At 48.5% G+C, this 24622-nt stretch carries 26 protein-coding genes; 12 read left to right on the plus strand and 14 right to left on the minus strand.

Annotation, left to right across the window (positions count from 1 at the left end; all coding sequences use genetic code 11):
* Positions 1 to 28 precede the first annotated feature (28 nt).
* Complete coding sequence (locus NC981_RS08050; protein WP_348242368.1) at positions 29 to 1273, minus strand: PilT/PilU family type 4a pilus ATPase; 1245 nt, start codon at positions 1271 to 1273, stop codon at positions 29 to 31.
* A 302-nt stretch (positions 1274 to 1575) separates the two neighbouring features.
* Here NC981_RS08050 and NC981_RS08055 point away from each other — a divergent pair, with 302 nt between their 5' ends.
* The 6 genes from NC981_RS08055 (at position 1576) to NC981_RS08080 (ending at position 6726) form a co-directional block, all read left to right on the plus strand.
* On the plus strand, positions 1576 to 2703 hold the full coding sequence (locus NC981_RS08055) for a DUF58 domain-containing protein (protein WP_348242369.1): 1128 nt from the start codon (positions 1576 to 1578) through the stop codon (positions 2701 to 2703).
* Positions 2704 to 2710: 7 nt separating this feature from the next.
* Positions 2711 to 3121 (plus strand): DUF309 domain-containing protein, encoded by a 411-nt coding sequence (locus NC981_RS08060; RefSeq protein WP_348242370.1) that lies wholly within the window; start codon positions 2711 to 2713, stop codon positions 3119 to 3121.
* A gap of 174 nt (positions 3122 to 3295) precedes the next feature.
* On the plus strand, positions 3296 to 3763 hold the full coding sequence (locus NC981_RS08065) for an LptA/OstA family protein (protein WP_347273472.1): 468 nt from the start codon (positions 3296 to 3298) through the stop codon (positions 3761 to 3763).
* A 39-nt stretch (positions 3764 to 3802) separates the two neighbouring features.
* The gene (gene lptB / locus NC981_RS08070) at positions 3803 to 4531 is read left to right on the plus strand and encodes an LPS export ABC transporter ATP-binding protein (protein WP_190379928.1); all 729 of its coding nucleotides are present in this window, start codon (positions 3803 to 3805) and stop codon (positions 4529 to 4531) included.
* Between the two features lie 6 nt (positions 4532 to 4537).
* Complete coding sequence (locus tag NC981_RS08075) at positions 4538 to 5689, plus strand: LptF/LptG family permease (protein ID WP_348242371.1); 1152 nt, start codon at positions 4538 to 4540, stop codon at positions 5687 to 5689.
* Positions 5690 to 5691: 2 nt separating this feature from the next.
* Positions 5692 to 6726 carry an aromatic ring-hydroxylating dioxygenase subunit alpha gene (locus NC981_RS08080; RefSeq protein WP_348242372.1) on the plus strand — a complete coding sequence of 345 codons (1035 nt, stop codon included), beginning with the start codon at positions 5692 to 5694 and terminating at the stop codon, positions 6724 to 6726.
* A gap of 7 nt (positions 6727 to 6733) precedes the next feature.
* Here NC981_RS08080 and NC981_RS08085 read toward each other — a convergent pair whose 3' ends face one another.
* The 6 genes from NC981_RS08085 to NC981_RS08110 form a co-directional block, all read right to left on the minus strand.
* Complete coding sequence (locus NC981_RS08085) at positions 6734 to 7195, minus strand: surface-adhesin E family protein (protein ID WP_190379931.1); 462 nt, start codon at positions 7193 to 7195, stop codon at positions 6734 to 6736.
* Between the two features lie 7 nt (positions 7196 to 7202).
* Positions 7203 to 7850, minus strand: coding sequence for a hypothetical protein (locus tag NC981_RS08090; protein WP_348242373.1), 648 nt, complete (start codon positions 7848 to 7850; stop codon positions 7203 to 7205).
* A 245-nt stretch (positions 7851 to 8095) separates the two neighbouring features.
* Positions 8096 to 8524, minus strand: a complete 429-nt coding sequence (locus NC981_RS08095; RefSeq protein WP_190379933.1) for a CAAD domain-containing protein — start codon at positions 8522 to 8524, stop codon at positions 8096 to 8098.
* 278 nt (positions 8525 to 8802) lie between these two features.
* Positions 8803 to 9429 (minus strand): YqiA/YcfP family alpha/beta fold hydrolase, encoded by a 627-nt coding sequence (locus tag NC981_RS08100; protein WP_348242374.1) that lies wholly within the window; start codon positions 9427 to 9429, stop codon positions 8803 to 8805.
* A gap of 13 nt (positions 9430 to 9442) precedes the next feature.
* On the minus strand, positions 9443 to 10189 hold the full coding sequence (locus tag NC981_RS08105) for an SIMPL domain-containing protein (RefSeq protein WP_348242649.1): 747 nt from the start codon (positions 10187 to 10189) through the stop codon (positions 9443 to 9445).
* A gap of 82 nt (positions 10190 to 10271) precedes the next feature.
* Entirely contained in the window at positions 10272 to 11702 is a 1431-nt protein-coding gene (locus tag NC981_RS08110; protein WP_348242375.1) for an MFS transporter, read from the minus strand.
* Between the two features lie 101 nt (positions 11703 to 11803).
* Between NC981_RS08110 and NC981_RS08115 the strand changes: the two genes are divergently transcribed.
* Entirely contained in the window at positions 11804 to 12325 is a 522-nt protein-coding gene (locus NC981_RS08115) for a phosphoribosyltransferase family protein (protein ID WP_348242376.1), read from the plus strand.
* 78 nt (positions 12326 to 12403) lie between these two features.
* Positions 12404 to 13036: a Vat family streptogramin A O-acetyltransferase gene (locus NC981_RS08120; protein WP_348242377.1), complete on the plus strand. Its 633-nt coding sequence runs from the start codon at positions 12404 to 12406 to the stop codon at positions 13034 to 13036.
* A gap of 76 nt (positions 13037 to 13112) precedes the next feature.
* Here NC981_RS08120 and NC981_RS08125 read toward each other — a convergent pair whose 3' ends face one another.
* The 3 genes from NC981_RS08125 to NC981_RS08135 form a co-directional block, all read right to left on the minus strand.
* Positions 13113 to 13466 (minus strand): DUF1257 domain-containing protein, encoded by a 354-nt coding sequence (locus NC981_RS08125; protein WP_059000258.1) that lies wholly within the window; start codon positions 13464 to 13466, stop codon positions 13113 to 13115.
* 159 nt (positions 13467 to 13625) lie between these two features.
* A complete protein-coding gene (locus NC981_RS08130; protein ID WP_348242378.1) occupies positions 13626 to 15134 on the minus strand; it encodes an AAA family ATPase in 1509 nt (502 codons plus the stop codon).
* Positions 15135 to 15205: 71 nt separating this feature from the next.
* Complete coding sequence (locus NC981_RS08135) at positions 15206 to 15538, minus strand: hypothetical protein (protein WP_348242379.1); 333 nt, start codon at positions 15536 to 15538, stop codon at positions 15206 to 15208.
* A 109-nt stretch (positions 15539 to 15647) separates the two neighbouring features.
* Between NC981_RS08135 and NC981_RS08140 the strand changes: the two genes are divergently transcribed.
* A complete protein-coding gene (locus NC981_RS08140) occupies positions 15648 to 16124 on the plus strand; it encodes a hypothetical protein (protein ID WP_348242380.1) in 477 nt (158 codons plus the stop codon).
* 598 nt (positions 16125 to 16722) lie between these two features.
* Positions 16723 to 17703, plus strand: a complete 981-nt coding sequence (locus tag NC981_RS08145) for a hypothetical protein (RefSeq protein ID WP_348242381.1) — start codon at positions 16723 to 16725, stop codon at positions 17701 to 17703.
* A gap of 169 nt (positions 17704 to 17872) precedes the next feature.
* On the opposite strand, the gene NC981_RS08150 is transcribed toward NC981_RS08145, so the two are convergent.
* Positions 17873 to 19714, minus strand: coding sequence for a diguanylate cyclase (locus NC981_RS08150; protein ID WP_348242382.1), 1842 nt, complete (start codon positions 19712 to 19714; stop codon positions 17873 to 17875).
* 340 nt (positions 19715 to 20054) lie between these two features.
* Between NC981_RS08150 and NC981_RS08155 the strand changes: the two genes are divergently transcribed.
* The gene (locus NC981_RS08155; RefSeq protein ID WP_348242650.1) at positions 20055 to 21236 is read left to right on the plus strand and encodes a DUF4336 domain-containing protein; all 1182 of its coding nucleotides are present in this window, start codon (positions 20055 to 20057) and stop codon (positions 21234 to 21236) included.
* A gap of 73 nt (positions 21237 to 21309) precedes the next feature.
* Here the strand turns inward: NC981_RS08155 and bchM are convergent, their stop codons facing one another.
* Both bchM and nagA read right to left on the minus strand, forming a co-directional pair.
* On the minus strand, positions 21310 to 21990 hold the full coding sequence (bchM, locus tag NC981_RS08160; protein WP_348242383.1) for a magnesium protoporphyrin IX methyltransferase: 681 nt from the start codon (positions 21988 to 21990) through the stop codon (positions 21310 to 21312).
* Between the two features lie 345 nt (positions 21991 to 22335).
* Positions 22336 to 23454: an N-acetylglucosamine-6-phosphate deacetylase gene (gene nagA / locus NC981_RS08165; RefSeq protein WP_348242384.1), complete on the minus strand. Its 1119-nt coding sequence runs from the start codon at positions 23452 to 23454 to the stop codon at positions 22336 to 22338.
* 38 nt (positions 23455 to 23492) lie between these two features.
* Between nagA and purE the strand changes: the two genes are divergently transcribed.
* A complete protein-coding gene (purE, locus tag NC981_RS08170; RefSeq protein ID WP_348242385.1) occupies positions 23493 to 24011 on the plus strand; it encodes a 5-(carboxyamino)imidazole ribonucleotide mutase in 519 nt (172 codons plus the stop codon).
* 170 nt (positions 24012 to 24181) lie between these two features.
* On the opposite strand, the gene NC981_RS08175 is transcribed toward purE, so the two are convergent.
* The gene (locus NC981_RS08175) at positions 24182 to 24580 is read right to left on the minus strand and encodes a response regulator (protein ID WP_348242386.1); all 399 of its coding nucleotides are present in this window, start codon (positions 24578 to 24580) and stop codon (positions 24182 to 24184) included.
* Between the last annotated feature and the right edge of the window lie 42 nt (positions 24581 to 24622).

Consider the following 24622-nt stretch of genomic DNA (forward strand, 5'->3'; position numbering starts at 1 on the left):
ATAATCTTTGATGATTTTAGCGATCAACCTAAACCGGGCGATATTCCCGCGCCAAAAGATCAAATTCACGGTTCGCAGAACGTCCTGGATCATATCCCTCATTTCGGACTCGACGACGCAAATCGCCCAGATCTGGTGAGGCTTTCACCGCATCTTCTGGCGTAATCTTACCCAGTAGAATTAACTCACACAGCGCTTGATTCATCACCTGCATTCCTTCATTCGTATCCGTTTCCATCAATCGGAATGCATCAATCTCGTTGCCTTTGATCAAGTAATCTTGCATGGCAGGCGTGTTAATTAGAATCTCGTGTGCCGCTGTTCTTTGCCCGTCTGTTGTGGGTAATAGCTGCTGAGAAATGATGGCAAGTAAAGAGTCTACAATCTGAATTTTCATTGCAGCCTGCTCATCAGGATTGTAGAAATTGAGTAAGCGATTGAGCGTTGGAATTGCACCCCGCGTATGCAGCGTTCCTAATACTAAGTGTCCGGTTTGTGCCGCCTTTAATGCCGTATCGATCGTCACGCGATCGCGCATTTCTCCAATCAAAATCACGTCCGGATCTTCACGTAATACTGCTCTTAAAGCCTGATGAAATTCGTGCGTATGTAAACCAACTTCTCGTTGACTAATCAAACATTTTTCAGAGGTGTGAACATATTCGATCGGCTCTTCGATGGTCACAACATGGCGCTGCTCGGTTTCGTTCAGATGGCGAATCATGGCTGCGATCGAAGTCGATTTTCCTGATCCGGTGGGTCCTGTCACCAGAATTAAGCCTTGCTGATGACTGACGAGATATTTCAGCACCGAAGGCAATCCTAAATAATCGATCGTCGGCACTTTTAGCGAAATTAGCCGCAGCACGATCGCGCCCCCCGTCAAACTCTCAAAGCAGTTCACTCGACAGCGCAGCAATCCCGGATAGTGAATTGCGGTATCAAGTTCTTTTTCTTGCCGAAATCGATCGCGCTGTTCTGGAGTAAGAATTTCCGAGAGAAACTGATCAAACAGCTCTGGAGAAATCGCAGGCTGAGACTGAAGTACCATCTGTCCACCCACTCGATAGCGCGGCGGTTCTCCAACCCGAAGATGAATATCAGATGCCTGTTTTGCAAAAGCGTCTCGTACCATCTGGCGAATCGTGGGTGTAGCCAACTGCTCCCGATTAACTCGCGCCGGCATCATTGGTGGTGGTGGGACATTGGGTTTGGAGATCGCCGGATCGAACGATCGCGCTCGGATTGGCTCATTACTAGGATTTTGTGTCATAAACTCAGGCTGACATGAAGACCATCATCGGAAGCAATGGGCAAATCGGGGGCAAGGTGAGAAGTGCAATGTGAGAAACGTGAGAAATACTTTAATTTTTACGACTGTAGCGGAAATTCTGGATCGTATAAACACAGAGAAACTAAATTTGCAGAAAGTTTGTGAACGTAAAATCACGGAAGGTGCGATCGAGTCTGCTAGAAATTACTGAAGTACTTGCAGCAAAAGGTTCGTAAAAGGTTCGCCAATGGCTCAGTCTGTGCATCCTCAACTTAGACTTCTTTGTAAATCCTTCACAGATCATGCGTAGCGTTACTCGGCTGACCGATTGGCTCGAATCCCGGTGGACAAATCCTGCTTATAGTGGCTGGCTCCTGGGAGGGATGGGGTTATTTTTCTTTCTCGCCGCGACCAACTCGATGGCGGGTTGGCTGTATGTCATGAGTGGCGTTGTATTTGCGCTGATGGCGATCGCAGCCGTTCTCTCCCGGCGAACCCTGCAAGGACTCACGCTCACCCGCCGCCCGATTCAGCCTGTGAGCGTCGGAGAACCCGTGACGATCGAGCTATTGATCCAGAACTCAACCCGCCAGCGTAAATCACTCATTCAAGCGGAAGATTTAATTCCTTCGGTGCTGGGATCGCCCGTCCAGCGCGTAGTGGAGTTGATTAACCCCAACAATTCCTACTACTGGGTGTACCAGCATCCTGCAACGCGACGCGGCATTTATCGATGGCATGAGGTTCGATTACGCACGGCTGCCCCTTTGGGGTTGTTTTGGTCGCGCAAATCTTTTCAGATCGACGCGATCGCGCTGATTTACCCCACCGTTCTTCCACTACAACGCTGTCCTTTAATTGATCAACTCGGACAGCAAAACAGTTTGCAGCTTCAAGCACAGCGCCCCATTCCAGCCACCGAGGGCATGACGCGATCGCTCAGACCCTATCGCTGGGGCGATCCGATGCGGATGATTCACTGGCGCAGTAGTGCCCGATACGGAGAATTACGGGTGCGCGAGTTGGAAACCCTCACCAGTGGGCGGGAGATTGTGGTTGCGATCGACAGTGCAGCTAATTGGGAGGCGGAAGCGTTTGAAGAAGCTGTGACCGCAGCGGCATCGCTGTATTTTTATGGCGATCGTCAAACTCTACCGATCCGACTTTGGACAGCAGGAACCGGACTGATTCGGGGACGTTCAGCCGTGTTAGAAACCTTGGCAGAAATTCAGCCCAACGAAGACACACAATTCTCCCCGTTGCTAGATGCAACAGTGATTTGGTTAACGCAAAATCCACAAAGCTTGAACACTTTACCAAACGATAGCCGATGGGTGTTGTGGGGCGATCGGATGCCAAGTTCGGCGCGTCCGGGGATTATTGTGGGAAAGGAGCGATCGTTGCAGTCGCAATTACAGGATAAGGTTTAGGAGGGAGATGGACACCGAAGTTTCAGAAGAATTTTGGCAAGGCATCGATCAGTTTAATCAGGGTGAATTTTACGCTTGTCACGACACGCTAGAAGCGATTTGGATTGAAGCTCCGATGTTCGAGAAGAAGTTTTATCAGGGCATTCTACAAATCGCAGTGGGGCTGTATCACCTCGGAAATCACAATTGGCGAGGGGCTGTGATTCTGATGGGAGAAGGCTTAAACCGTCTGCGAGAGTACCAACCGGAATATGGTGGAATAGACGTGGAGCAATTGATCGATGACGGTTCTGAATTGCTGAGCAAAATTCAAGCGGCTGGAGCCGATCGTGTTGCTCAAATCGTTCTCACTGCCGATCCACCGCAGGACGGTGACGATCGCATTTTCCTACATCCGCCAATGATCCAAAAGCGTTAGATGGACTTGTTCTGAAACATGTTAGGCTCGCCACTCGTCGTTAGATACAGCACACTATTTAGATACAGCACACTAGATTGACGGAATATTCAAAGATGCAGTTGATCAAATTTGATTAACTTTCTTACAGTGATATATTCGAGGTCATCCCGATCCTTTATGCAGTTCTCAGCCATGCTTCGTCTCCGATCGCTCTTCTTCCTCCCGATCCTTGCTGCCTCGGTGATTGCCAGCGGCAGCAGTTCTGCTCAAGCTCCCGCCGCTACTTCAACCCCGCTCACCCTCCGAGCCAACACCACCGAAGCCAACGCCAAAACTGGAGTCGTGGTAGCAAGGGGCAATGTGCAAATTAATTACCCCGCACGTCAAATTCAAGCGACTTCTGCCCAAGCGATTTACTACAGCAACGAGCGGCGCATCGTGCTGTCGGGCGATGTCTACGTGCTGCAACAGGGCAACAGCCTGCGCGGGGAAGTCATTACCTATTTAGTCGATGAAGGGCGATTCGTTGCGCTGCCCCAGCCGAACAAGCAAGTCGAAGCCATTTATCTGATCGAAGCTCCCGCGACACCTGCCCAGCCTACACCCGCAACTCCCGCCCCGTTCAGTCCGAGACCTCAGTTTCAATCGAAGAATCGCTAACCAGTTGTCTTTCTCTGTTGATAGTCCCAGGAGCGGGTTTTGAGAATCGTTCTAGAAAACATTCACAAATCGTTTGGCGATCGCTTGATCGTCAATCGGGTTAGTTTGTCAGTCGCTCAGGGCGAAGTGGTTGGGCTGTTGGGGCCGAATGGAGCCGGGAAAACGACGACATTCTATATCGCAACTGGGTTAGAAAAGCCTGATAGCGGTAAAGTTTGGCTAAACGATCAAGATGTGACCGATCTACCGATTAACAAACGCGCTCATTTAGGGATTGGCTATCTGGCGCAGGAACCCAGCATCTTTCGGTATTTAACCGTGCGAGACAACATTCTGCTGGTGCTGGAGCAAACCAAAGTTCCGCGCTGGCAATGGCGCGATCGCCTCAACAACCTGCTGAAAGAATTTCGGCTCGAAAAAGTTGCCTCGTCGCTAGGCATTCAGGTTTCTGGAGGAGAACGCCGCCGCACCGAACTGGCAAGAGCGCTGGCAACCGGAGTCGAAGGCCCGAAATTTCTCTTTCTCGATGAACCGTTTGCCGGGGTTGATCCGATCGCCGTTGCCGAAATTCAAGAGATCATTGCTCAACTGCGCGATCGCCAAATGGGTATTCTGATTACCGATCACAATGTTCGCGAAACTCTAGCAATTATCGATCGCGCCTACATTATGCGAGACGGTCAGATTCTCGCCTCTGGCAGCGCTGAGGAACTTTACAACAATCCCTTAGTCCGTCAGTATTACCTTGGAGATAACTTCCAGCGTTAAAGCCTTATGTCTTCCGCTTCCTTCCGACTGCGATCGCCAATTTCTGTGCTCGATCGCTATATTGCTCGTCAATTAGCAAGTCCGTTTATATTTGGCGTAGCGGCGTTTTCGTCGATTTTGGTGTCGGTTGGGGCGATTTTCGATCTCATCCGGCAGATGACCGAACTGGGACTGCCGATCGCGATCGCTGCCCGTGTTCTCCTGTTAAGAACACCAGAATTTATTGCGCTGTCGTTTCCGATGGCAACGCTGCTTTCCGCCTTAATGGTTTATAGCCGTCTGTCTACAGATAGCGAACTGATTGCGCTCCGGAGTGCGGGGATTAGCATTTATCGCTTGATCGTGCCTGTGGTAGTGCTGAGTTTTCTGGTTTCGCTGCTGACCTTTGCATTTAATGAAGCGATCGTTCCCGCCGCGAAATATCAAGCAGGAGTCACCCTAGAGCAAGCCTTAAAGCAAGACAAGCCAAGGTTTGACGAAAAGAATATTGTGTTCCAGCAGTATCGCGAGGTGAAGCAGGATGGAGCGTCGCAGCAGCAGCTTGAGCGAATTTTTTACGCCCAGCGATTCGACGGAGTGCAGATGAAAACCTTAACGGTGCTGGATTTTTCCCAAGAAGGACTCAACCAGATTATCACCGCTAATTCTGCCCAATGGAACTTCGAGCAGCAAACCTGGGACTTCTCCGACGGCACGATTTATCTCGTCGATCCGAATGGCTCATACCGAAATATTCTCAAATTCGAGCGGCAGCAGATCCAACTCCCCCGCACCCCGCTCGACCTTGCCACTCGTAAAACCGATTCCGCCGAGATGAATATCGCTGAGGTGCAGGACTATATCAAGCTGGTGGAGCAGAGCGGCAACCAAAAGAGCGTCAACCAGCTCACGATGAGAATTCAGCAAAAAATCGCGTTTCCGTTTGTCTGCTTGGTCTTTGGGTTGGCAGGGGCAACGCTGGGAACTCGTCCTCGACGCGGCGGCAAAGGCACCAGTTTTGCGATTAGCATTTTGATTATCTTTACGTATTACCTGCTTTCGTTTGTGTGTGATGCGTTCGGGCGATTGGAGATTTTCACCCCAGTTCTGGCGGCTTGGTTGCCCACGGTGGTAGGACTGAGCGCGGTGAGTTGGCTATTGGTACGGGCAGCACGATAAGCATGGACAAACCGCTCTTTCTTCGGAATCTCTGGTATTACGCGCTTCCGGGCGGATCGCTGAAACCGGGACAAACGATCGCAAAAACTCTTCTAAACGAACCGATTTTATTCGGACGAACGCGATCGGGTGACGTTTTCGCGCTGCGAGATATTTGTCCGCATCGCGCAGTTCCCTTAAGCTGTGGACGATTTGACGGCGCTGAAGTGGAATGTGCCTATCACGGCTGGCGATTTAATCAAACTGGAAAATGTTCAGCAATTCCAGCCTTAACCGAGGATCAAACGCTTGATTTTTCTCGATTTCGGGTGCGATCGTATCCAGTGCGAGAGCTTCAGGGGAATGTCTGGATTTTTATGGGAGCTGAGGATCAGAGCCTTCCCGAAGATGAACCGCCGCAGGTTCCAGGGTTCGACAGTACCTATCAAGCTGTGGTCGTGATGAATTTCCCCGCGTATCTCGATCATGCGGTCGTTGGATTAATGGATCCGGCTCATGTGCCATTTGTCCATCGATCGTGGTGGTGGCGTTCTGATCCGACCTTAGCAGAAGAAGTGAAAACCTTTGATCCATCGCCGTTAGGGTTCACGATGCGGCGGCACAAACTGGAGCGATCGACGCTGCTCTACGATTTAGTTGGTGGTGATCCAGAGGTCGAGATTTCGTTTCAGCTTCCGGGTGTGCGGTTTGAGCAAGTGATTACCAAGCAGCATCGCGTTTGTAATTTAACAACGATGACCCCCTTGAATGACAACGAAACTGAGGTCACAACGCTGTTTTATTCAACCATTCCTTGGTTTAATCTGCTCAAACCGTTTTTGGTTCCAGCGACTCGGACATTTCTGAATCAGGATCGTGAAATGGTGGTGAAACAGCAAATCGGGCTAAAACACAATCCTGGATTAATGCTAATTAAAGACGCAGATACTCAGGCGCGGTGGTATTACCAATTAAAGGCGGAATTTACGCGATCGCAAGCCGAGATGAGATCGTTTGTAAATCCCGTAAAAGAGCAGATTCTCCGGTGGCGGTGTTGATAGCGTTCTACTTTTTTTCAGGCGATCGGCACACAAATTCCATCACTTTATGCGTACTGCTCCCCGCTTTCGGTTGCAGCAACATTCCCGTATCGCCATAGTCAAATTTTTGAATCAGCTTCCGATTCGTTGTGTAAGCGTTCACTTTTCTAAGACGCTGCGATTGAGCAGCACAATCCGCCGACCAGCGCATCACTGCACCATGTACAGGCTGATCAACCTTCACGTCGAGTAGCGCATTATTCGCGTCTGGAAACTGGCGATATTCCCAGTACCAGACGATCGAGCCATTTCGCTGAATCGAACTGGTATCGACAAAAAACTGGTCTTTGACCGAATTTTCTGTGATCTTTGTCCACTGAGCCGTCTGAGCAAGAGTCGATCGCATTGGAAGAATCGTCGCGCCCAACAGTAAAGTAGCGCTACTCAAAAATGCAGCAGAGCGATTTACAAACTTCAAAGCATTCATAACTTTCCTAACGGTTCGTCGGTTTCTCAGTCATCGGAGTGGTGCGGCTAGAGCCGCGATTTGCAGTCCCTAGATTGCGGAGGGCTTGCAGGGCAAATTGATCCTGTGGACGCTCATCGAGTGCCCGTTGGAAGTAGAGCCGAGCCGCTTTTTGATCCTTGCGCTGAGCAGCGGCATAACCTGCGGTCATGTAGCGATCGTAGAATGTTTCGTTTCGGCTCGCTTTCTCAGGCTTTTCCGCAACGGTAGGCTGGTAGGCTCTCAGTGCTTTTTGCACATAAGGCGCGATTTCTCGGGCATTGAACTTATTCGCGTCGCCCGTCATCCACCAAGCTGCGACTCGTTGAACCGCAGCCGTTTCATTATTGCCGATCGCTTTTGCTTCTTCTTTCAGCACGTCGCGCACGATGCACGTCACAATCGATCGAGCGATGCCTGAATTTGCTTCAAATTCAGATGGAGAGAGCGATCGTCCGGTACAGGCTTTTGACCAGCGTGGGATATTGTCGGGCTTGACTTGCCAATCACTGAATAGTCCAGTGTTAGGCTTTTCGGGTTTTGAGGCTTGGCGTAGGGCTTCAACGATCCGATCGACTTGAGCATTGCTCAACTGCGCCGATGCGGGTAGCGCAATTAAACCGAAAGCGCTGATCACGAGTAATGGTCTGATTAGCTGTTTACAAAAGTGCATAGCCGCTAAAGGTTGCATCAAAAATATGATCGTTATTTTGATCTTAAAGTGCCTGACCCTAACAAATCTTGTTTGGATCGAGCAGTGCTGATATCAAAAAACTATGAAGGAATCAGGCTTCGAGGTCAAGCCATTGTGTGACAGCCAATTCAACAAAAACAGGGGGCTGATTTACAGCCCCCCGATTTCACGACCGTTGCGACTGCACTCTATTGCGTCACACGACCAACCACTTGTTCTTTGAGCTTGTTGAACTCCTGCCCTAATTCCTCACGGTTGGAGGCTTTCAGCAAATATCGATACACAAACCAGATGCTGTAGCCCAGTCCAACCAGTTCAAAGGTCGGCTGTAATAGGGGAACGTCGTTGATCGCACCTAAAAGGGCGAGGGTGAGCTTGACCGAAACGATCGAGCCAAAAATCAGTCCGACCGTCACCAAAGGTTTGCGGTACTCTGAGAAAAATCGACCGAGATATTCCGGCAGCGATGCCAAAACCGAATAAGTCTTGTCGGCGATTTCGCGCCACTGTTCGCTGCTTGAATTGCTAGAGACAGGCGCAAGCGTTCCAGCTTCGTCCATTTTGATCGTCGGAGTTTCGACGGTGGAGGCTTCCATTTCTTTCACTTCAGGTTCCATACTAAATACCTTGGAAACAATAACCTAGTTTGTCTCGCTGGAGCAAAATTCCAGCATTCGGACAGTAGCAGAATTCAACTTTAATTTTCGCTATCTTTCAAACATAGCGAAAGTTCAGAGATAAATTTGTCTCTTGCAAGATAGATAATCCTCAAAAATCTGAACTCTGTAAACCCTACTTTCGAGCAAATTTACCCTCCAGTGAGGAGATGTAAAGGTTAATAGTGCGTTTGTTCTATAACTTACCATTAGTCAAGCGCGATCGCATCACTAAAATTCTATAAGCTGCAAAATTCCTGAATCGCTTGCCAAATCTGCGCTTCTTGATTCACTAGACTGTGATCGCTGTCCAATTCGATCAAATTTACCCACGATCGGTCTTTTACATACAAGCGGCTTTGAGCGATCGGAATCACTTCGTCGTGGACTCCATGTAAGACCAAGGTTGGAATGGGTTTCTTGATCTGGGCTTCGTCGTAGTTTTTGAGGTCTGAAACAATATCGTAATTCAAAGGTAATGATCCACCTATGCCATAGTGATAGATCAAAATTGGCACCCCGGATCGCCATCGCTCTAGGTCAGATGGGTCGAATGCAGGAAGCCAATGATTTAAATAATTAAATGCAGGTGCAAGCAAAACGACGCGATCGATTTGATCACACTGCTCGGCAATCCAAGCGGCAGTTAATCCCCCAAAGCTAGAACCAATTAACGTTACAGGTTCGTCGTGCAACAGGCTTTTAACCTGCTGAATTTGGCGAGTCAGGGTGAGATGTGGAAAATCGTTTTGATTTAGATCAGGAACTTCTAGGGAGAGATGAATCGATCGGAAACGATCGCAAAGTTGACGAGCTTTGGTCGATCGTGGACTTGAAGCAAATCCATGCAGATAAAAATATTTCATCTCTCCGCAAAAGTTAATAACTGATTTGTAATGTGACCGATCCTTCGACTCGCTGTTCTCCCCCAACGACCGGACTCGGAGCGGCTTGAACCTTTGCATTTCGTAACTCCATCACCGCAGCATCCCGGAAAATAGGCGGCGGTGCAGAGGCTCCATTCACCTGAACATTCACAATGTCTTTACGGGTTAGATTCAAGGCACTGAATACTGCATCTGCTTGAGCTTGTGCCTCTTGAGTGGCTTTACGGAGCGCTTGTTTTTGGGCGGCGGTGATCGCTTCATCTGACGCGACAAAGCTGACCCCATCAATCCGACTTGCGCCTCTCTTCACCGCTTCATCGATGATCTCGCCTGCTCGCTCGGTCGGAACTCGAAACGAAACATTATTCGATCCCGTGTAGCCGACTAGGGTTTGACGGTTGTTGGTGTAATCATATCGAGGACTCAAATTGATTCCCGTGGTTTCGAGCTTATCGACTTGGCGCGATCGCAAGAAGGTGACGACTGCATTCGATTTGCGAGCCACTTCTTGCTGCACTTCATTAGCGGTTTTGCCTTGGACTTCGACCCCCAATCGCACTTGCGCCAGTGTCGTTTGGATATCTTCGAACCCGCGACCTGTGACAGTTAAGGTTCGCACTAATTTCTCCTGAGCCTGAACCGGACTGATCATCGATAAGCTAACAATACCGATTGCCATTGGGATGGCACTCAACCGTTGCCAAGGTGACTTCTGAATGGATTTCTGAACTGGACTCATCATCACAATTGCCGTACTTAAGAATGTACCTACTTTGCCATCGCATTGGATGAATCGTGCGATCGGTTACACTTTTCGCAACTTAAGACGGGTTGTGCTTGCGCTCATGAAGTTTCAGACGAATCTCTGCGTGAACTTCTCGCGTGATCGGATAGAAATACACCAACACCATGCCAATGAGCAGCGCGATCGTGGGAACAGGGCCGATCGACAGTCGAATCGCTAACAACACCTCATCTGGCTGAACAGGCAGTTGAACTGCTTCAGTTGGCTTGACATATCCTGCCCATCCTAAACTTTGCAGCACGATCGCCACCGCAATCCCCAAGGAAACCTTTTGCAGAAACGTCACAAAGCTATAGAAAATTCCTTCGCGGCGTTGTCCAGTTTGCAGCTCATCGAGTTCGATCACATCCGGCAACATTGACCAGGGAATTAAATACGCGACCGATACCCCAAATCCTGACATCACTGCCAACACGTACATCAAGGTCAACTGTCCCGGCTGTAAAAAGAACAATCCGCCTTGTGCAATAATCCACAGCACCATGCCCGCAGCATAAACGCCCCGTTTGCCAATTCGCTGACTCGCCGCATTCCACAGCGGAAGGACGAGCATTGCAGTCAGTTGCACGGCTAATACCACGCTTGGAACTGCCCATGGGCTATTTAGTCTCATCCAGCTTCCGACAAAGTAAGGAATAATCGCTGCTGTAAGCTGAAAACTCAGCCAAGAACACAGATAAATCCCAACGACAAATAGAAATGGACGGTTGCTGAGGGCAATTTTGATTTGTTGCGCGATCGGTATCGAGACAGGTTGCTCTGATTCAGGACGCTGTAGCCCGATCGCTTTCATCCGATCGAACGTCCCCCAAACACACCAAAACAACGGCAACGATCCCAAAACGGCACAGACGGCACCAATCACCAGATAGCGCTGCCGCACTTCGGGAAACATTGATCCAATGATGCCGACCAGCACGACTGAGAGAATACTGCCGCCGATCGAGAACGCAAATCGGTAACTGTTTAAACTGGTGCGCTCATCGTAATCCTGCGTCATCTCCGGCGTGAGTGCTGTGTAAGGCAAATTCACCACCGTATAGAGCCACCCAAACGCGATCGAAATAAAGGTGTAATACCAAAACAACCCCCACTGCTGCCCGTCTGGATTGTTGCTAAACTTGGGCACAATCCATTGCAGGAAAAAGAAAAAACCGAACGGAATTGCACCCGCCAAAATCCAGGGGTAGCGGCGACCAAGGCGCGATCGAGTCTTATCGCTCATCACCCCAACCATCGGATCGTTGACTGCATCCCAGACCTTCCCGACCAATTGTGTTTGTCCAGCCAGTCCAGGATTTAACCCCGCCACGTCCGTCAGAAACGGCGAGAGATAGAAGATCAAAATATTTGCCGTGATTGCAGGGCCTAAATCTCCGGCTCCATAAGCAATTTTTGTTTTGAGGTCGAGTTTTTCAGAAATCGGCTCGTTAGCAGAATTATTCATAACAAAGTCGCAGAATCCGGGGTAACAGTTGTATTATTTTCATCGTCTTCACCTGTGTAATCCGCAGGTTGCAGAAAAACTTATCTATTTTTGACTTCACTATGCCCGATTCCACTCAGTCCGATCTTCATGTCAGTTGGTCAGATTATCATCTGTTAATCGAAAAGCTTGCAGCTCAAATTTACCGATCGGACTGGCAGTTTAATCAAATCGTCTGCTTGGCAAAGGGCGGATTGCGCGTTGGCGATGTCCTTGCCCGCATCTTCGATATGCCGCTGGCGATTTTATCGACTTCCTCGTATCGCAGCGGCAGTCAGTCGAGAAGTACGCTTGTTTTCTCAAAAGATCTGACGATGACGACGCTGAATTTGGGCAGTCATGTTTTGTTGGTCGATGATCTAGTGGATTCGGGCGTGACGTTGCAAAAGGCGATTCCTTGGCTCGATCTGCACTACGGCTTCTATATCGAGGAGGTTCGTACTGCCGTTCTCTGGTACAAAGCCTGTTCTGTGATCAAGCCCGATTATTATGTGAATTATTTGGAGCATAATCCCTGGATTCATCAACCGTTTGAGAAATATGAAAAGATGGAACCGTCGGAACTCTTGAAGCTTCCTGAGTAAAACCTGTGCCCTAGTAAATAGAGCTGAGTTTCTGCTGTCCAGATGTCATCTGCAATATAAGGCTAGGAGCGGCTAATCATGTATGGAGCAGACCCAAAAGATAAGCATCCAATGAAGGGATTTCCGCAAATCTGCTTCATTCAAAATACGGTGTCAAATCCCAATATCATTATTGGTGATTATACTTACTACGATGATCCAGAGGATTCAGAAAATTTTGAGCGCAACGTTCTATATCATTTCCCATTCATTGGCGATCGCTTAATCATTGGAAAATTCTGTGCTTTGGCAACAGAAATTAAGTTCATCATGAATGGTGCAAATCACAAATTGAGTGGGTTCTCGACTTATCCGTTTGACATCTTTAACAACGGTTGGGAAAAAGTAACTCCTCAACCTGAAGAACTCCCCTACAAAGGCGATACCGTCATCGGTAATGATGTGTGGATTGGTTATGAAGCGGTGATTATGCCAGGAGTGAAGGTGGGAGACGGAGCCATTATTGCTGCAAAATCTGTCGTGGTCGGTAATGTGCCACCCTACACGATCGTTGGGGGCAATCCAGCCAAGCCTATTCGTCAGCGCTTTGACGATGACGTAATCCAATCGTTGCTTGAAGTTGCTTGGTGGAATTGGGACATTGAGAAAATTACGCGCAACCTGGAAACGATCGTAGCAGCAGATATTGAAGCTCTAATCAATTGCAAGTAAGTAGCCTAATCGCTCAAACAAAAAAACGGGTTAACTGTAAGAAGTTAACCCGGCAGCTTGGGAACGCGCAGAGAAACTATTTTTGAACAACCAATTTCACGTTTGCATTGTTCAAGCCAGGGCGCTTGACTTCAGCCAAGGTCTTGTTCACAGCGTACTTCTGGTTGATCGAGTTGATCAGCTCAGTTTGGTTGTGCTTCTTCGCAACACCCCAGAGGTCAGCGATCAGGTCAAACGAACCATCAGCGTTACGCGACCAGCCCAAATCATATTCGCCGTCGAGAACTGCAACAATGTCAGAACGAACGCGCTGACCGTTGTAGCCACGAACATCAGCTTCGGTCTTAACCGAGATGCCCAGATCGCGAAGCGAGGACTTGAGGATTTCAGCGTCGGTGATTTTGGTGCGAAGAGTGCTAAAGTGAGACATTTTAGGTTTCCTCCGTGGAAAGTTGATAACAACGACAACGTTTAGGTTTTAGATGTTTTGTAACTCCAAGTACTTGCGTACTCAAGTTGCAAAACAGGTGTTCATACTGCTGGACGGTTGCCCAGCCCTTTGTCCTGTGGGAAGCAGGACAAAAGCCTTTTAGAACTCAAGCCGCTGATATTCAGCAACTGAGGCTGCCGCAGGTCGCGCACGCTGCCTAGCCCAATCCCGAAGGGCTGTAACCTGCTCAGTCATTGTCTTGGACAGCGGCAGAGTCGCTCTCGATGCCGCAATGATGTCCAACTGGGTAAACTCTCGATCTTGAGCGAATGCCTCGTACATGGCTGCCACTAAGGCTTGCTCAATTTCCGCTCCCGAAAAGCCGTCGCAGACGTTTGCGAGTTGGTCGAGATCAAAGCGTTCGATCTCTCGGCGGCGTTTCGCGAGGTGAATTCGGAAAATCTCTTTACGCTCTTCAGCGGTCGGGAGGTCAACGAAGAAAATTTCGTCAAATCGACCTTTTCTAAGGAATTCTCCCGGAAGGCGCTCGACTCGGTTCGCAGTCGCCATCACAAACACTGGAGAGGTTTTCTCCTGCATCCAGGTGAGGAAGGAACCAAAGATCCGGCTGGAAGTCCCGCCATCAGAATCGGCTGAGCCAGTGGTTCCAGCAAATGCCTTATCCATTTCATCGATGAAAAGGATTGCGGGTGAAATCGATTCCGCAGTTTTGAGCGCGTTGCGGAGGTTCGCCTCCGATCGACCCACCATTGAGCCGTCGTAAACTCGACCCATATCTAATCGCAGGAGAGGCAAGCCCCACAGCCGTGAAGTCGTCTTGGCAATCAGTGACTTTCCGCAACCGGGAACACCCAGAATCAGCATTCCTTTAGGTTGGGGCAGTCCATACTCTCTCGCTCTTTCGGTAAAGGCATCGGATCGCTGTCTTAACCAGTGCTTCAGTTCATCGAGTCCACCCACCGAATCGATCGTTTCATCTTCTTCGATGTACTCTAGAATGCCGTTGCGTCGAATCAGTTGCTTTTTCTCAGAAAGAACAATGTCAACTTCTTCTTCGGTTAAGCGTCCGGCAGTTACCTGAGCTTTACGATAAACTTTTTCTGCCTCGTCGCGGGTCAGACCTAACGCCGCTTTTAGAAGCTTCTCGCGGGTCTCGGTCGTAATCCGGCGAGTCCGAACTTGATCAAGCTGAGCGGTGAGAACTTGATTCAACTCAGCCATGTTGGGGAGTGGGAAGTCCATCACAACGACTTCTTTCTCCAGCTCGATCGGGATGTTTTGCATCGGAGACATCAGCACGATCGCTTTTTGCGTTCCTTTGAAGCTGGCAATCGCATCACGCAACCACCGAGTCACCGCAGGGGAATCAATAAACGGGTGCAAATCCTTGAAAACAAAGATGCCGGGTTCGCGCTGTCGCATCACCCACTCGATCGCAGCTTCTGGAGAAACTGTGTTGTGCTGGGTCACGCTGCGAGGCTGACCATACTCCACAATTCCGTGAGTCACTGTCCACAAATACAACCGCTTGGAAGGTTTCGTCTGAGCAAGAATCGAGATCGCTTGCTCTGCCCGCTCTTCTTCCGAAGTTACAAGATAAATTAAAGGATATTGAGCCTGTAACAGGATATTTAGCTCTTCTTGCATAACCGCGACCCACTAACAACGGTGCAGATGTGTGAAGCGAACCGATCAGACTGCGAACTCTGCGATGGAAACTAGCAGGGAACGACAACCTTCTCTTCGCTGGAAGACCCGATCGAAACGGTCGATAGCTCATCCTGAGTAACAGCGTTCGAGGAGTGCCCTAAAGCAGTCAACTCGCCGTTTCGCAGGACTACCGGAGTGGTACAACTGGGACAGTCGTAAATCCGATGGGTTTGACCATGAGCTTCTTCTTGCTGCTCGACAACCTCCGGGTATGTGAGGTAAAAGTCGAGCGCCCTCTCTGCGAGGACTGACATCGCCTCTGAACTCATCGCCGCTTGGATTTTTAGCTTGCGGTGCAATTCGGGCGGGAGATACAACGTAACTTTCTGCTTGTCTTGCATAGAACTTTCAGTCGTTTTACCCGGGTATGCAATTACGATATCTGGCATATCTGGGGCTGTCAAGACGGTATGCCAGCATGACGGCAATATTGTTACATTCATTTACATTATGAAGCAGGGTTTGAGTTGGATTTTGGTGGGAGTGATTGGGCTGACAAGCTGCAATGGCTTGCCGTGGGAGCGATCGAGTTCTCAGCAGGACAGTCTTCCTGACCGCTGGCAGACCTACCGGAATCCTCGATTTGGTTTTGAGTTTTTGTATCCGGAGGGCTGGATCGATTCGATTCCACCGGAAAATCAAGATGGCATTGTGTTTAGTGATCCGAAGAATGTGGGGTTTGAAATTCGCAGTTGGGCGCAGTTGAAGCGATCGACTCAAAAATCGCAGCCGACGAACTTTACAACAGCGCAGGGGATACCTGGACGATTAGAGGTGAAGGTCGAGGCGCAGACTAGCATGATGATGTTAACGATCGACCATAAAGACGTGAGATATCACTGGCGCGGCATTGCTCCGAGTGGGCAGTTTAGCAACTACTACCGATTTTTCTCGTTTATTGCTACTCGGTATCGAGTTCCGAATTAGAGGGATTGTTGAGAGCGATGGGGTTAAATCAACCTTCTGTATAAAGCGGAGAACATATGGAAAGTTTCTGTATATGCAGCCGTAAGAGCGTACTATAAAAAATCTTTCTCCATATTGCTCTGCACCAGTGTGATAACCCGAAATAATTCATTCTAGTCAGCCAATTTAGGACACTATGCGAGAAAATTCAGTGCAGTTAGACCGCTAATCTTTCTGTGGGGGCGTAGCGAGAGATGATCGGTGAGTTTGCGATGACCAAGCTATTACGAGTTCTCTCCGAGGGCATCGTTAGGGCATTATTTGGTGAGGTGCAATCAGCTTTGCTGCTGTCCGCTGCACACGTGAAGGTTAAGTTGTAAAATTAATAAGATTTCCTGATACCTAGATTTAGCTTGGTATATAACTCAATTAGAGTAGTTGAACACTGAATCAATTTGCGCCAAAACTTAAGAAACAGAAGCAAACTTGTCGATTAACAATTCGTTTAAATCCCATGAGAGGCTACTTAGGAAAACTACTGGAGTGGTTCAAAACCCTCCTTCGGAGATTGAAACGATCCCGCGATCAGAAGCCAAAGTATACGCTTCTGACCCGAAAGTTGTCTGAAGCTGAGTTGGAAAAATCTGTAGGTGAGTCTTCCTCCTTTTCAGCAAAGGTAGAATCACCTGATGAACAAGCTAACCCACAGCCACCTCCTTCCATAGAAATAGATACGTCTCAGAAGCCGGCAAATTACCCACCAATGCCACAACGGGATCTTCTGATTGATAGACCATTTGAGGTTAAGCCGTCTCAGAAGCCGGCAAATTACCCACCAATGCCACAACGGGATCTTCTGATTGATAGACCATTTGGGGTTAAACCTGAACAGGATAGAGCTAGCTCGCCTGCGGCTTCAATACAAGAAGAAAACACCTCTGTTCGTGTTACTCCACAGTCATCAATATTTAGAAATAAAACTCAATATACTGATAAATTCAGCCGAAAGCGTCCATATATCAAATGTCATGTTGACAAGCTTGAGAGAATTGTGAATTCGGAATGGAATAATCCGGATGTTTTGAGGGAAGTACATCATGAGTTACAGTTCCGAACTCGACAAAAAGCTCGAACTTTGCTCGCCCGTATTTCAGCAAGATTAACAGAGTTAAAGGACACAAAAACATTTGTTTGGCCAACTACCACTGCAACAGTAAAGGTTGGATCAAAAAATTTATCTGAAGATGTTTTCAAATATGAGGAAGGACTTCTGAAACTCTATGGGTATAAAGTTGGTGTAAATGGGCTACCAGAAAATCAACGTAGGCAGATTCTTGATGATATCTTCTTGCATTCCTTGCCATCCATAGATAACGTCGCCTACTTAAGTGAGTGGGGTCAACTAGGTACGGCTAAGAGACTGAAAAAGCTAGCTGACTCTATTGCAGCATTTACACGCAATGCGAGACGCCGTAACGCAGGTGCTTTTGATAAGGCAATTCGGGATTGGGAAGCTGACTTAGCTTATTTGAAGCGCACTTACTATGATGAGCGATTTAGTTTTCAATGGCCTCGGACAAACACTGCGAGTCGTGAGTAGCATGGTTTAACAATGTCCATGTACCCGACCGGAGGTTTTCTGTTAGAGTCTAAGGCTGTTAGCGGCGAGTGATGGGCAACGTTAGTTCGGATTACGATCGCTCCTAATATTCCTCGTCAAAACGCGATCGCACTACTTTCAGGCTGATACCCAAGACGAGCGATCGTAACTATATGCCAATGACTTTGAGCGTAATGCGATCGCGCCCCTGTCGCTTTGACTCGTACAAACCTTCATCAGCGGCTTGAATTAAATCGTTTACCTGCAAACTAGGATTGGGAAGACAGATCGCAACGCCCAAGCTAGCAGTTACATAAGCCGCAACGGAAGAACCGGGATGGGGAATTCGCTTTTGATGGAGTCGCTGACGAATCAGTTGGGCAATACGAACCGCTCCTTCCGCATCTGTATCCGGCAAGATGACAACAAATTCTTCACCGCCATAGCGTGCAACCACATCCCCAGCGCGATTCACGACCGTCAGGAGTAGGTTGGCAAATTGAATCAGGCAGGCATCCCCAGCTAAGTGCCCGTAAGCATCGTTGTAGCGCTTGAATTCATCGATATCCAGCAAAATTAGGGAAAGGGGTTTCTGGATACGGCTACAGCGTCGCCATTCTGCTTCAGCCGATTCCTGAAAATGAAGTCGATTCGGAATCGCAGTAAGACTATCTCTGCGAGCTTGCAGTTGAAGCTGTAATTCCATTTTTTTGCGATCGCTAATATCCATCACAATGACCCCCACCTTGGAAGGTGCATGATGAGTCGACGTAATGGGGAAATAGGAGGTTAACCAGGTACGCTTCACTTCTGGCTGTACAAGACTTTTACCACTTTCCTCCTGATTTAAAACGGGTTGCCCAGTCATGAGCACCTTTTGATAAACGGGTTCCAGGTTGGGAGCCAGATTCGGAAGCACCTGCCAGATGGTTTGACCTAGATGTCGCTCGATCGACAAACCATTCATCTTTGAGAGGAGTTGGTTAATCCGCACGTATCGCAACTGGTGATCCACAATCCCTAAACCGACTGGAGCTGCTGCAAAAAAACCATCGAGAGTTGCCTTGCTCTCCTGCAACTCAGCCGTCCGCTCTTCGATTTGCTGTTCTAAAGAGTCCAGCGTTCGTTCTAGAGCCAGCTCCGCTGCTCTACGCTCCTGGATTACCGCCCCCAATACTAATGTCGTAATAGAACACACGGCAATAAACGACTGCAACAACAACAGGGAACCTGTTGTAGAGTTGGTTATGAATGATCCCAATCCCTGAGAGGTCATCATGATCGCGATCACCGAGATGATGCAAACCAGTACACTGGTGAAAAATCCACCGCACCGAAAAACTGACCAAATTAAGATAGGCAAGAACGTATATTCAATTGGATAGTTCTGAATAAACACGACCCAACCGATCACCAAGCTCAGTCCTAAAGCGAGAACCATCCCGCAGAACTGAGCGCGTGAACAAAATCTCCCGTTTGAACGCCACAGGAGTAAAGGAGGGGTGAACAGCAGATGAGCCAGCATACTCGCCAGCCACCAAGTCAACCAAGCGACACCATAGTCTGTCCACGGTGTAAGCTGTACTAAGCACGTAGAAGTAATCCCGATCGTGGCGGATAACATCGGCGAAACTACTGCTGCTACGATAAAACCGTTCACAGACTGGACTTGATTAAATGCAGGCGACGTACCGGTTAACCGTTTAATGAGGGCAACGCCAGCGGCTGGCTGAAGGCAATTAGCAACAACGCATACAAGATTTAGGAAAACGAAAACAGGAATTGAAAGGGGCGGCTCTACTTTGAGAAAATCCGGTACTACCCCAATCAGTGACCCTAGAGCAATCCCTGGAAATGCCAACCATCCACACCAGGTAAAAAATGCCAGAGTTAAGCCGGAGGGCAACCAGATAGCGGTCACTTTACCTGGTAAGGGGGCAAAAACTAGACAAAGGGTAGCGGAAACGCTGTAAGCGATCGCAATGCTCAAAGTAACAATGACCCATTTCACTATCTGGTTCAACCTAGTAGATGACATAGCTGACAATCAATTCCCAAGTAGAATGAATCACTCGCACAACTTATCACACGTTCAAATGCCAAAATTTGGGTGATAATTCGGGATGAGCAGAGGAGCGTGATCGACCCACACTGTATCTTCCACTCTATGCGGAATGAGGAGACACCGATAGAGACCTCGAAGTGCTTCAGATTCTTGGAACAGAAGGAGAAGCCTTTAGACGCTTACTCTGTGGTTTGGTATTGGTAGCTTGACCGCGTTTATTTCTGAATGCGCTATCGTTTCAGGATGCGTGAGAGACTAAATCAAGTGAACAAGAGTTTAGGCAATGATGCGATCGGTGCAAAACAGTCAAATCAGTCCGCGTGAACGATCGTGGTTTTATTGGTTTACAGTGCCAATTTATCCCTATAGCCAGCGTCGGACGATCAGGCGCGAAGTCGTCGAAAATGCTGTTTGGATATTTGAACAGCTTCAGGGAATTTTCTACGTTGTTACACCGATTCGGATGACGGTTGTAAAGCTTGATGCAGGTGGGCTTTTAGTATATGCGCCTGTTGCCCCAACCGTTGAATGCTTGCGATTGCTGGATGATGTTGTTTCCGTTCACGGTGACGTTAAATATATTATTCTTCCAACTGCTTCGGGTTTAGAGCATAAAGTATTTATTCCGCCATTCGCTCGGAAGTTTCCTAATGCTCAAATTTATGTTGCACCCGACCAATGGAGCTATCCAGTTAATCTACCGTTGTCTTGGTTGGGATTTCCTCGCGATCGGACGCATTTACTCGATGGTCGATCGGTTCCCTTTGGCGATCAGTTTGAGTATGCGAAATTAGGCCCGATTCGATTGGGATTAGGCCCGTTTGAAGAGATTGCCTTGTTCGATCGACGCTCTAAAACGCTAATGGTGACGGATTCTGTTGTATCGGTTCCAGAAGTTGCGCCAGAAATCCTGCAAATTGATCCTTACCCGTTGTTGTTTCATTCGCGTGAGACGGGGGCGGAGGGCATTGAAGATACCGAAGCCAATCGCCGCAAAGGCTGGCAGCGCGTTGCATTATTTACGTTTTACTTTCAACCCAGTGGATTAGAGGTTGCCGATTTAGTTCCGTCAGTACGTGAAGTCGCCAAAGCGCCCGATCGCTCGAAAAAAGCCTTTTTCGGTTGGTATCCGTTCCACTGGAAAGCAGGGTGGCAGCGATCGTTTGAAGCATTGCGAAAACATCGATTGATTGTTGCGCCAATTTTGCAGAGATTGATCCTGAATCGGGAACCGCAGATCGTGATTGATTGGGCGGAAAAAGTTGCCAGTTGGGACTTTGAGCGCGTGATTCCCTGTCATTTGGAGGCACCGATCGCAGCCGATGCAAAAGAGTTTCGGGCGGCGTTTAACTTTCTAGAGAAGAGCGGCGATCGAACTTTACCTGATCAAGATTTTGAACTGTTGAAACAACTTGAACAGGGCTTGATTAAAACGAAAGTGACACCCCCACCAAAAGACAAGATCTAGAGAAACAGGATAGGGAAAATTCCTTATCCTGTAGGCGCTAAACGATACAGAGCTGGATCGAACTTACGTATATTTAACGCACCGCCTCTAACATTCGCGAAAAATAGAATTTCGTGCTAGTCATTGCTGTGCGCTTAACTTTAAAGCCACAGCTTTCCAGCACTTTCACAATATCGGCTTCACGATGCTGATAAGCGCGAGTGGTTTTACTGGGGCCCGGAAAAAACTCCCCGATCCGCTTCAGAATCGTTAGCAAAAAGGTTTTCGGTGCAAAACTCAAAACCAAACGATCGTCCGCCAAACTTGCCAAATGCTTGATCATCTCTGTCGCTTGTTCCGTCGGATAGTGAATCAACACATCCAAACAAACAACCGTGTGATACTTGCCGCTCAGTGTTTCTAAGTCTTGTACAGCGAAAGCCGGATTGTCTTGAAGCCCAAGTTCGCTCGCTCGCTCCTTTGCTTCACCCACCATCTTTTCGGAAATGTCGCTAGAAAACAGCTTCGCGCCTTCTTGCGCTAGCGGAATGCTCAAACTTCCGACCCCGCAACCCGCATCACAAATGGTTAAACCTGCTAAATTTTCATCACTTCTGAGCCAGCCAAGCAGCGTATCAACCGTCTGTTGATGTCCAGTGCGGATATCAAGCTGGACTTTATTTACCTCACCATCGCCATAAATTCTGCGCCAGCGATCGAAGCCCGTTGCGTTGAAATACTCACGCACTTCGGTTTTATCATCGACTCCGTTCATAAATCTGTGTTTCTTTTTGTTGATTCCCTTTTACCTATCGTATTACTCGATCGTCCCCGGCCTACGAAAAAGTTAAACGAGCCAGTCCGCATCAATTTTTCTCAATTAGCAATCAAGAGAATTTTTGGATTGCTAATAATTTCTGTAGAAACATGAGGTTCTGATGAAATTTTGATGTAGGGGCACCTATGACACAAATCACTCAGGTATTCTACGGAGAGGCAAAACCCCAAATACCTCAACAGTGGCTCGTGATTCTACGGGTTTGTTCGAGGCTGTGAGGGAACTTTTGCTTTGACAAGTCAATCTGAGTATCTTGGGGGCACCTGAACCGTGCCCCGTTTTTTATGCAAGCTTTTTATCAAACGTGAGTCGCTGCGGTGCGATCGTTCCATTTTTTCGCCATCTCAAAAAATTAGCAGGTTGCTTCAGGAAAGAATGAGGTAGATTGATCGCAGCGCGTGGAGCGGTTGTAGCAAGCGCGATCGCGGTTCCAAGATCACAGACATTCCAGTTCACTAAATTCTGCACCCCAGACAAGAGCAATCGCGTCGTTCCCGCAAGTGTGCCATTAAGTAATCTTGCTGTCCCGTGAATCACCTCAATCTCACGCGCATCCCAAGGATAGCGCCCATCCGGTAATCCAAGCGGCGAAAGCGCATCGCTGACCAAAAAAATTCCACGATCGTACTGACTAGAGCGCAGCAAAATCTCGATCATGATCGGTGAAACATGCTGCCCGTCTGCAATCAAACCGCAGTACACATTCGGGTTAGCGATCGCGGCTCCGAGCAGTCCGGGTTCCCGGTGGTGCAAACTCGGCATCGCGTTAAAAGCATGTGTCACCATCGAAGCGCCTTGATCAAAGGCTTGCTGCGCTTGCTCCGCAGTGGCTTGCGAATGTCCCAAACTCACCGTAATTCCCAAAGATTTGAGATATGCGATCGCCTCACCAGTTGGATCAAGTTCGGGAGCCAGCGTGATCACTTTAACAATTTCCGCATAATCACCTAACACCCGCTTTACAGTTTCCACATCAAGCGGCAGAAGAAATTCTTCGGGATGTGCGCCGCGCTTCTGTCGATTGAGAAAAGGCCCTTCGAGATGGACACCCAGGATTTGAGGTAGGTTAGAGTCGGCAAGAACCGAGAGCGATCGTTGGATATTGTCGATTGAAGTCGTAACGATCGTCGGCAAAAATCCATCCACACCTTGATTCCAGAGAAACTGACAAATTTTCTCTAACTGGTCGCAGTTTTCCGAATTGAGATCTGGAAATGCTAGTCCCAATGCACCATTAATCTGTAAATCAATACCGCCCAGAGAAATCCAATCCCCGGCAACATCAACGATCGGAGCCGTTATTTCAATCCGAGGCGCAATCTCTAAAACCACCTCATCGATCAAAATTTGCTGCAATCCTTGGAAACCGGGTACTTGAGCATTGATAATCAAAAAGCGCATCTGTCACACTTGATTGCATTCGTTTTGGATCTTCGCATATGACTCAGCCGTTGATTGGAATTATTATGGGCAGCGACTCGGATCTGCCGACGATGCAAGCTGCGATCGCCGTTTGTGAAGAATTCGGTGTCCCTTGCGAGGTCGAAATTGTCTCAGCCCATCGCACCCCAGAACGGATGATGGAGTATGCAAAACAGGCACACACAAGAGGTTTGAAAGTCATTATTGCGGGGGCAGGAGGCGCAGCACATTTGCCAGGAATGGTGGCATCGATGACGGCTTTACCTGTGATCGGCGTTCCGGTACAAACGAAGACGCTGCAAGGTGTGGATTCGCTGTACTCGATCGTGCAGATGCCGGCTGGAATTCCGGTGGCGACAGTAGCGATCGGCAATGCCAAAAATGCAGGACTCCTCGCGGTGCAAATTCTCGCAAGCCACGATGCCGAGTTATTTGCCAAAGTGCAAGCGTACCGTCAAAGCCTTGCAGAAATGGTACGCGGAAAACAAGCGAAACTTGATGAATTGGGCTACAAACAATATCTAACAGAATCTTAAACGACCCACACATTCAACCTTCAATCTCATCCCAAACGAACAAGTACAGCTTGATCTCGCTTATCAGATCCGGCGCTTTCTCAAGGGCTACAACCTCACCCCTGAATCACTCGACCGGGGCAAAATCGCGCTAGAATAGTACCAATGTATCGATGCGAAACGTCATGCCGTTACGATTTCGGCAGCAACGCCATGATCTGATCCACAAAGGCTTGATGATCAACGACAGGCTTCGAGATATATCCATCTGCACCGCTTTGCTTCAGAAAGTTCTCTCGATCGCCCTCCATCGCGTGTGCTGTCACCAAAATAATCGGCAAGTTTGCAGTTTTGGCATCGGCTTTCAGTAGTTGAGTCAACTGAATTCCATTCATCGCCTTACCTTGGTACATACTGCGAGAGAGAGACACATCCATCAAGATAATGTCTGCCTCTCCGGACTGTGCAATCTGAATCACTTCGTCTACATTCTCAGTATGCTTGACTGCCAGACCTCCGCGTTTTGTCAGAATTTTGGAGAAGACCCTCGCGTTGATCAGATCATCCTCCACAATCAGAACGGTTTGCATTATAAATTCCTCTTACGAAATGCACTGGATACGGCAAAATAG

Source organism: Leptolyngbya sp. DQ-M1, assembly GCF_039962505.1.
In the GTDB taxonomy this organism is placed as follows: domain Bacteria; phylum Cyanobacteriota; class Cyanobacteriia; order Leptolyngbyales; family Leptolyngbyaceae; genus Leptolyngbya.

What these genes read in the sequence shown, in the direction of transcription:
- NC981_RS08050 (WP_348242368.1), bottom strand. Translation starts at nt 1,273, where the DNA reads ATGACACAAAATCCTAGTAATGAGCCAATCCGAGCGCGATCGTTCGAT.
- NC981_RS08055 (WP_348242369.1), top strand. Translation starts at nt 1,576, where the DNA reads ATGCGTAGCGTTACTCGGCTGACCGATTGGCTCGAATCCCGGTGGACA.
- NC981_RS08060 (WP_348242370.1), top strand. Translation starts at nt 2,711, where the DNA reads ATGGACACCGAAGTTTCAGAAGAATTTTGGCAAGGCATCGATCAGTTT.
- NC981_RS08065 (WP_347273472.1), top strand. Translation starts at nt 3,296, where the DNA reads ATGCTTCGTCTCCGATCGCTCTTCTTCCTCCCGATCCTTGCTGCCTCG.
- NC981_RS08075 (WP_348242371.1), top strand. Translation starts at nt 4,538, where the DNA reads ATGTCTTCCGCTTCCTTCCGACTGCGATCGCCAATTTCTGTGCTCGAT.
- NC981_RS08080 (WP_348242372.1), top strand. Translation starts at nt 5,692, where the DNA reads ATGGACAAACCGCTCTTTCTTCGGAATCTCTGGTATTACGCGCTTCCG.
- NC981_RS08085 (WP_190379931.1), bottom strand. Translation starts at nt 7,195, where the DNA reads ATGAATGCTTTGAAGTTTGTAAATCGCTCTGCTGCATTTTTGAGTAGC.
- NC981_RS08095 (WP_190379933.1), bottom strand. Translation starts at nt 8,524, where the DNA reads ATGGAACCTGAAGTGAAAGAAATGGAAGCCTCCACCGTCGAAACTCCG.
- NC981_RS08100 (WP_348242374.1), bottom strand. Translation starts at nt 9,429, where the DNA reads ATGAAATATTTTTATCTGCATGGATTTGCTTCAAGTCCACGATCGACC.
- NC981_RS08105 (WP_348242649.1), bottom strand. Translation starts at nt 10,189, where the DNA reads ATGAGTCCAGTTCAGAAATCCATTCAGAAGTCACCTTGGCAACGGTTG.
- NC981_RS08110 (WP_348242375.1), bottom strand. Translation starts at nt 11,702, where the DNA reads ATGAATAATTCTGCTAACGAGCCGATTTCTGAAAAACTCGACCTCAAA.
- NC981_RS08115 (WP_348242376.1), top strand. Translation starts at nt 11,804, where the DNA reads ATGCCCGATTCCACTCAGTCCGATCTTCATGTCAGTTGGTCAGATTAT.
- NC981_RS08120 (WP_348242377.1), top strand. Translation starts at nt 12,404, where the DNA reads ATGTATGGAGCAGACCCAAAAGATAAGCATCCAATGAAGGGATTTCCG.
- NC981_RS08125 (WP_059000258.1), bottom strand. Translation starts at nt 13,466, where the DNA reads ATGTCTCACTTTAGCACTCTTCGCACCAAAATCACCGACGCTGAAATC.
- NC981_RS08130 (WP_348242378.1), bottom strand. Translation starts at nt 15,134, where the DNA reads ATGCAAGAAGAGCTAAATATCCTGTTACAGGCTCAATATCCTTTAATT.
- NC981_RS08135 (WP_348242379.1), bottom strand. Translation starts at nt 15,538, where the DNA reads ATGCAAGACAAGCAGAAAGTTACGTTGTATCTCCCGCCCGAATTGCAC.
- NC981_RS08140 (WP_348242380.1), top strand. Translation starts at nt 15,648, where the DNA reads ATGAAGCAGGGTTTGAGTTGGATTTTGGTGGGAGTGATTGGGCTGACA.
- NC981_RS08155 (WP_348242650.1), top strand. Translation starts at nt 20,055, where the DNA reads ATGCGATCGGTGCAAAACAGTCAAATCAGTCCGCGTGAACGATCGTGG.
- bchM (WP_348242383.1), bottom strand. Translation starts at nt 21,990, where the DNA reads ATGAACGGAGTCGATGATAAAACCGAAGTGCGTGAGTATTTCAACGCA.
- nagA (WP_348242384.1), bottom strand. Translation starts at nt 23,454, where the DNA reads ATGCGCTTTTTGATTATCAATGCTCAAGTACCCGGTTTCCAAGGATTG.
- purE (WP_348242385.1), top strand. Translation starts at nt 23,493, where the DNA reads ATGACTCAGCCGTTGATTGGAATTATTATGGGCAGCGACTCGGATCTG.
- NC981_RS08175 (WP_348242386.1), bottom strand. Translation starts at nt 24,580, where the DNA reads ATGCAAACCGTTCTGATTGTGGAGGATGATCTGATCAACGCGAGGGTC.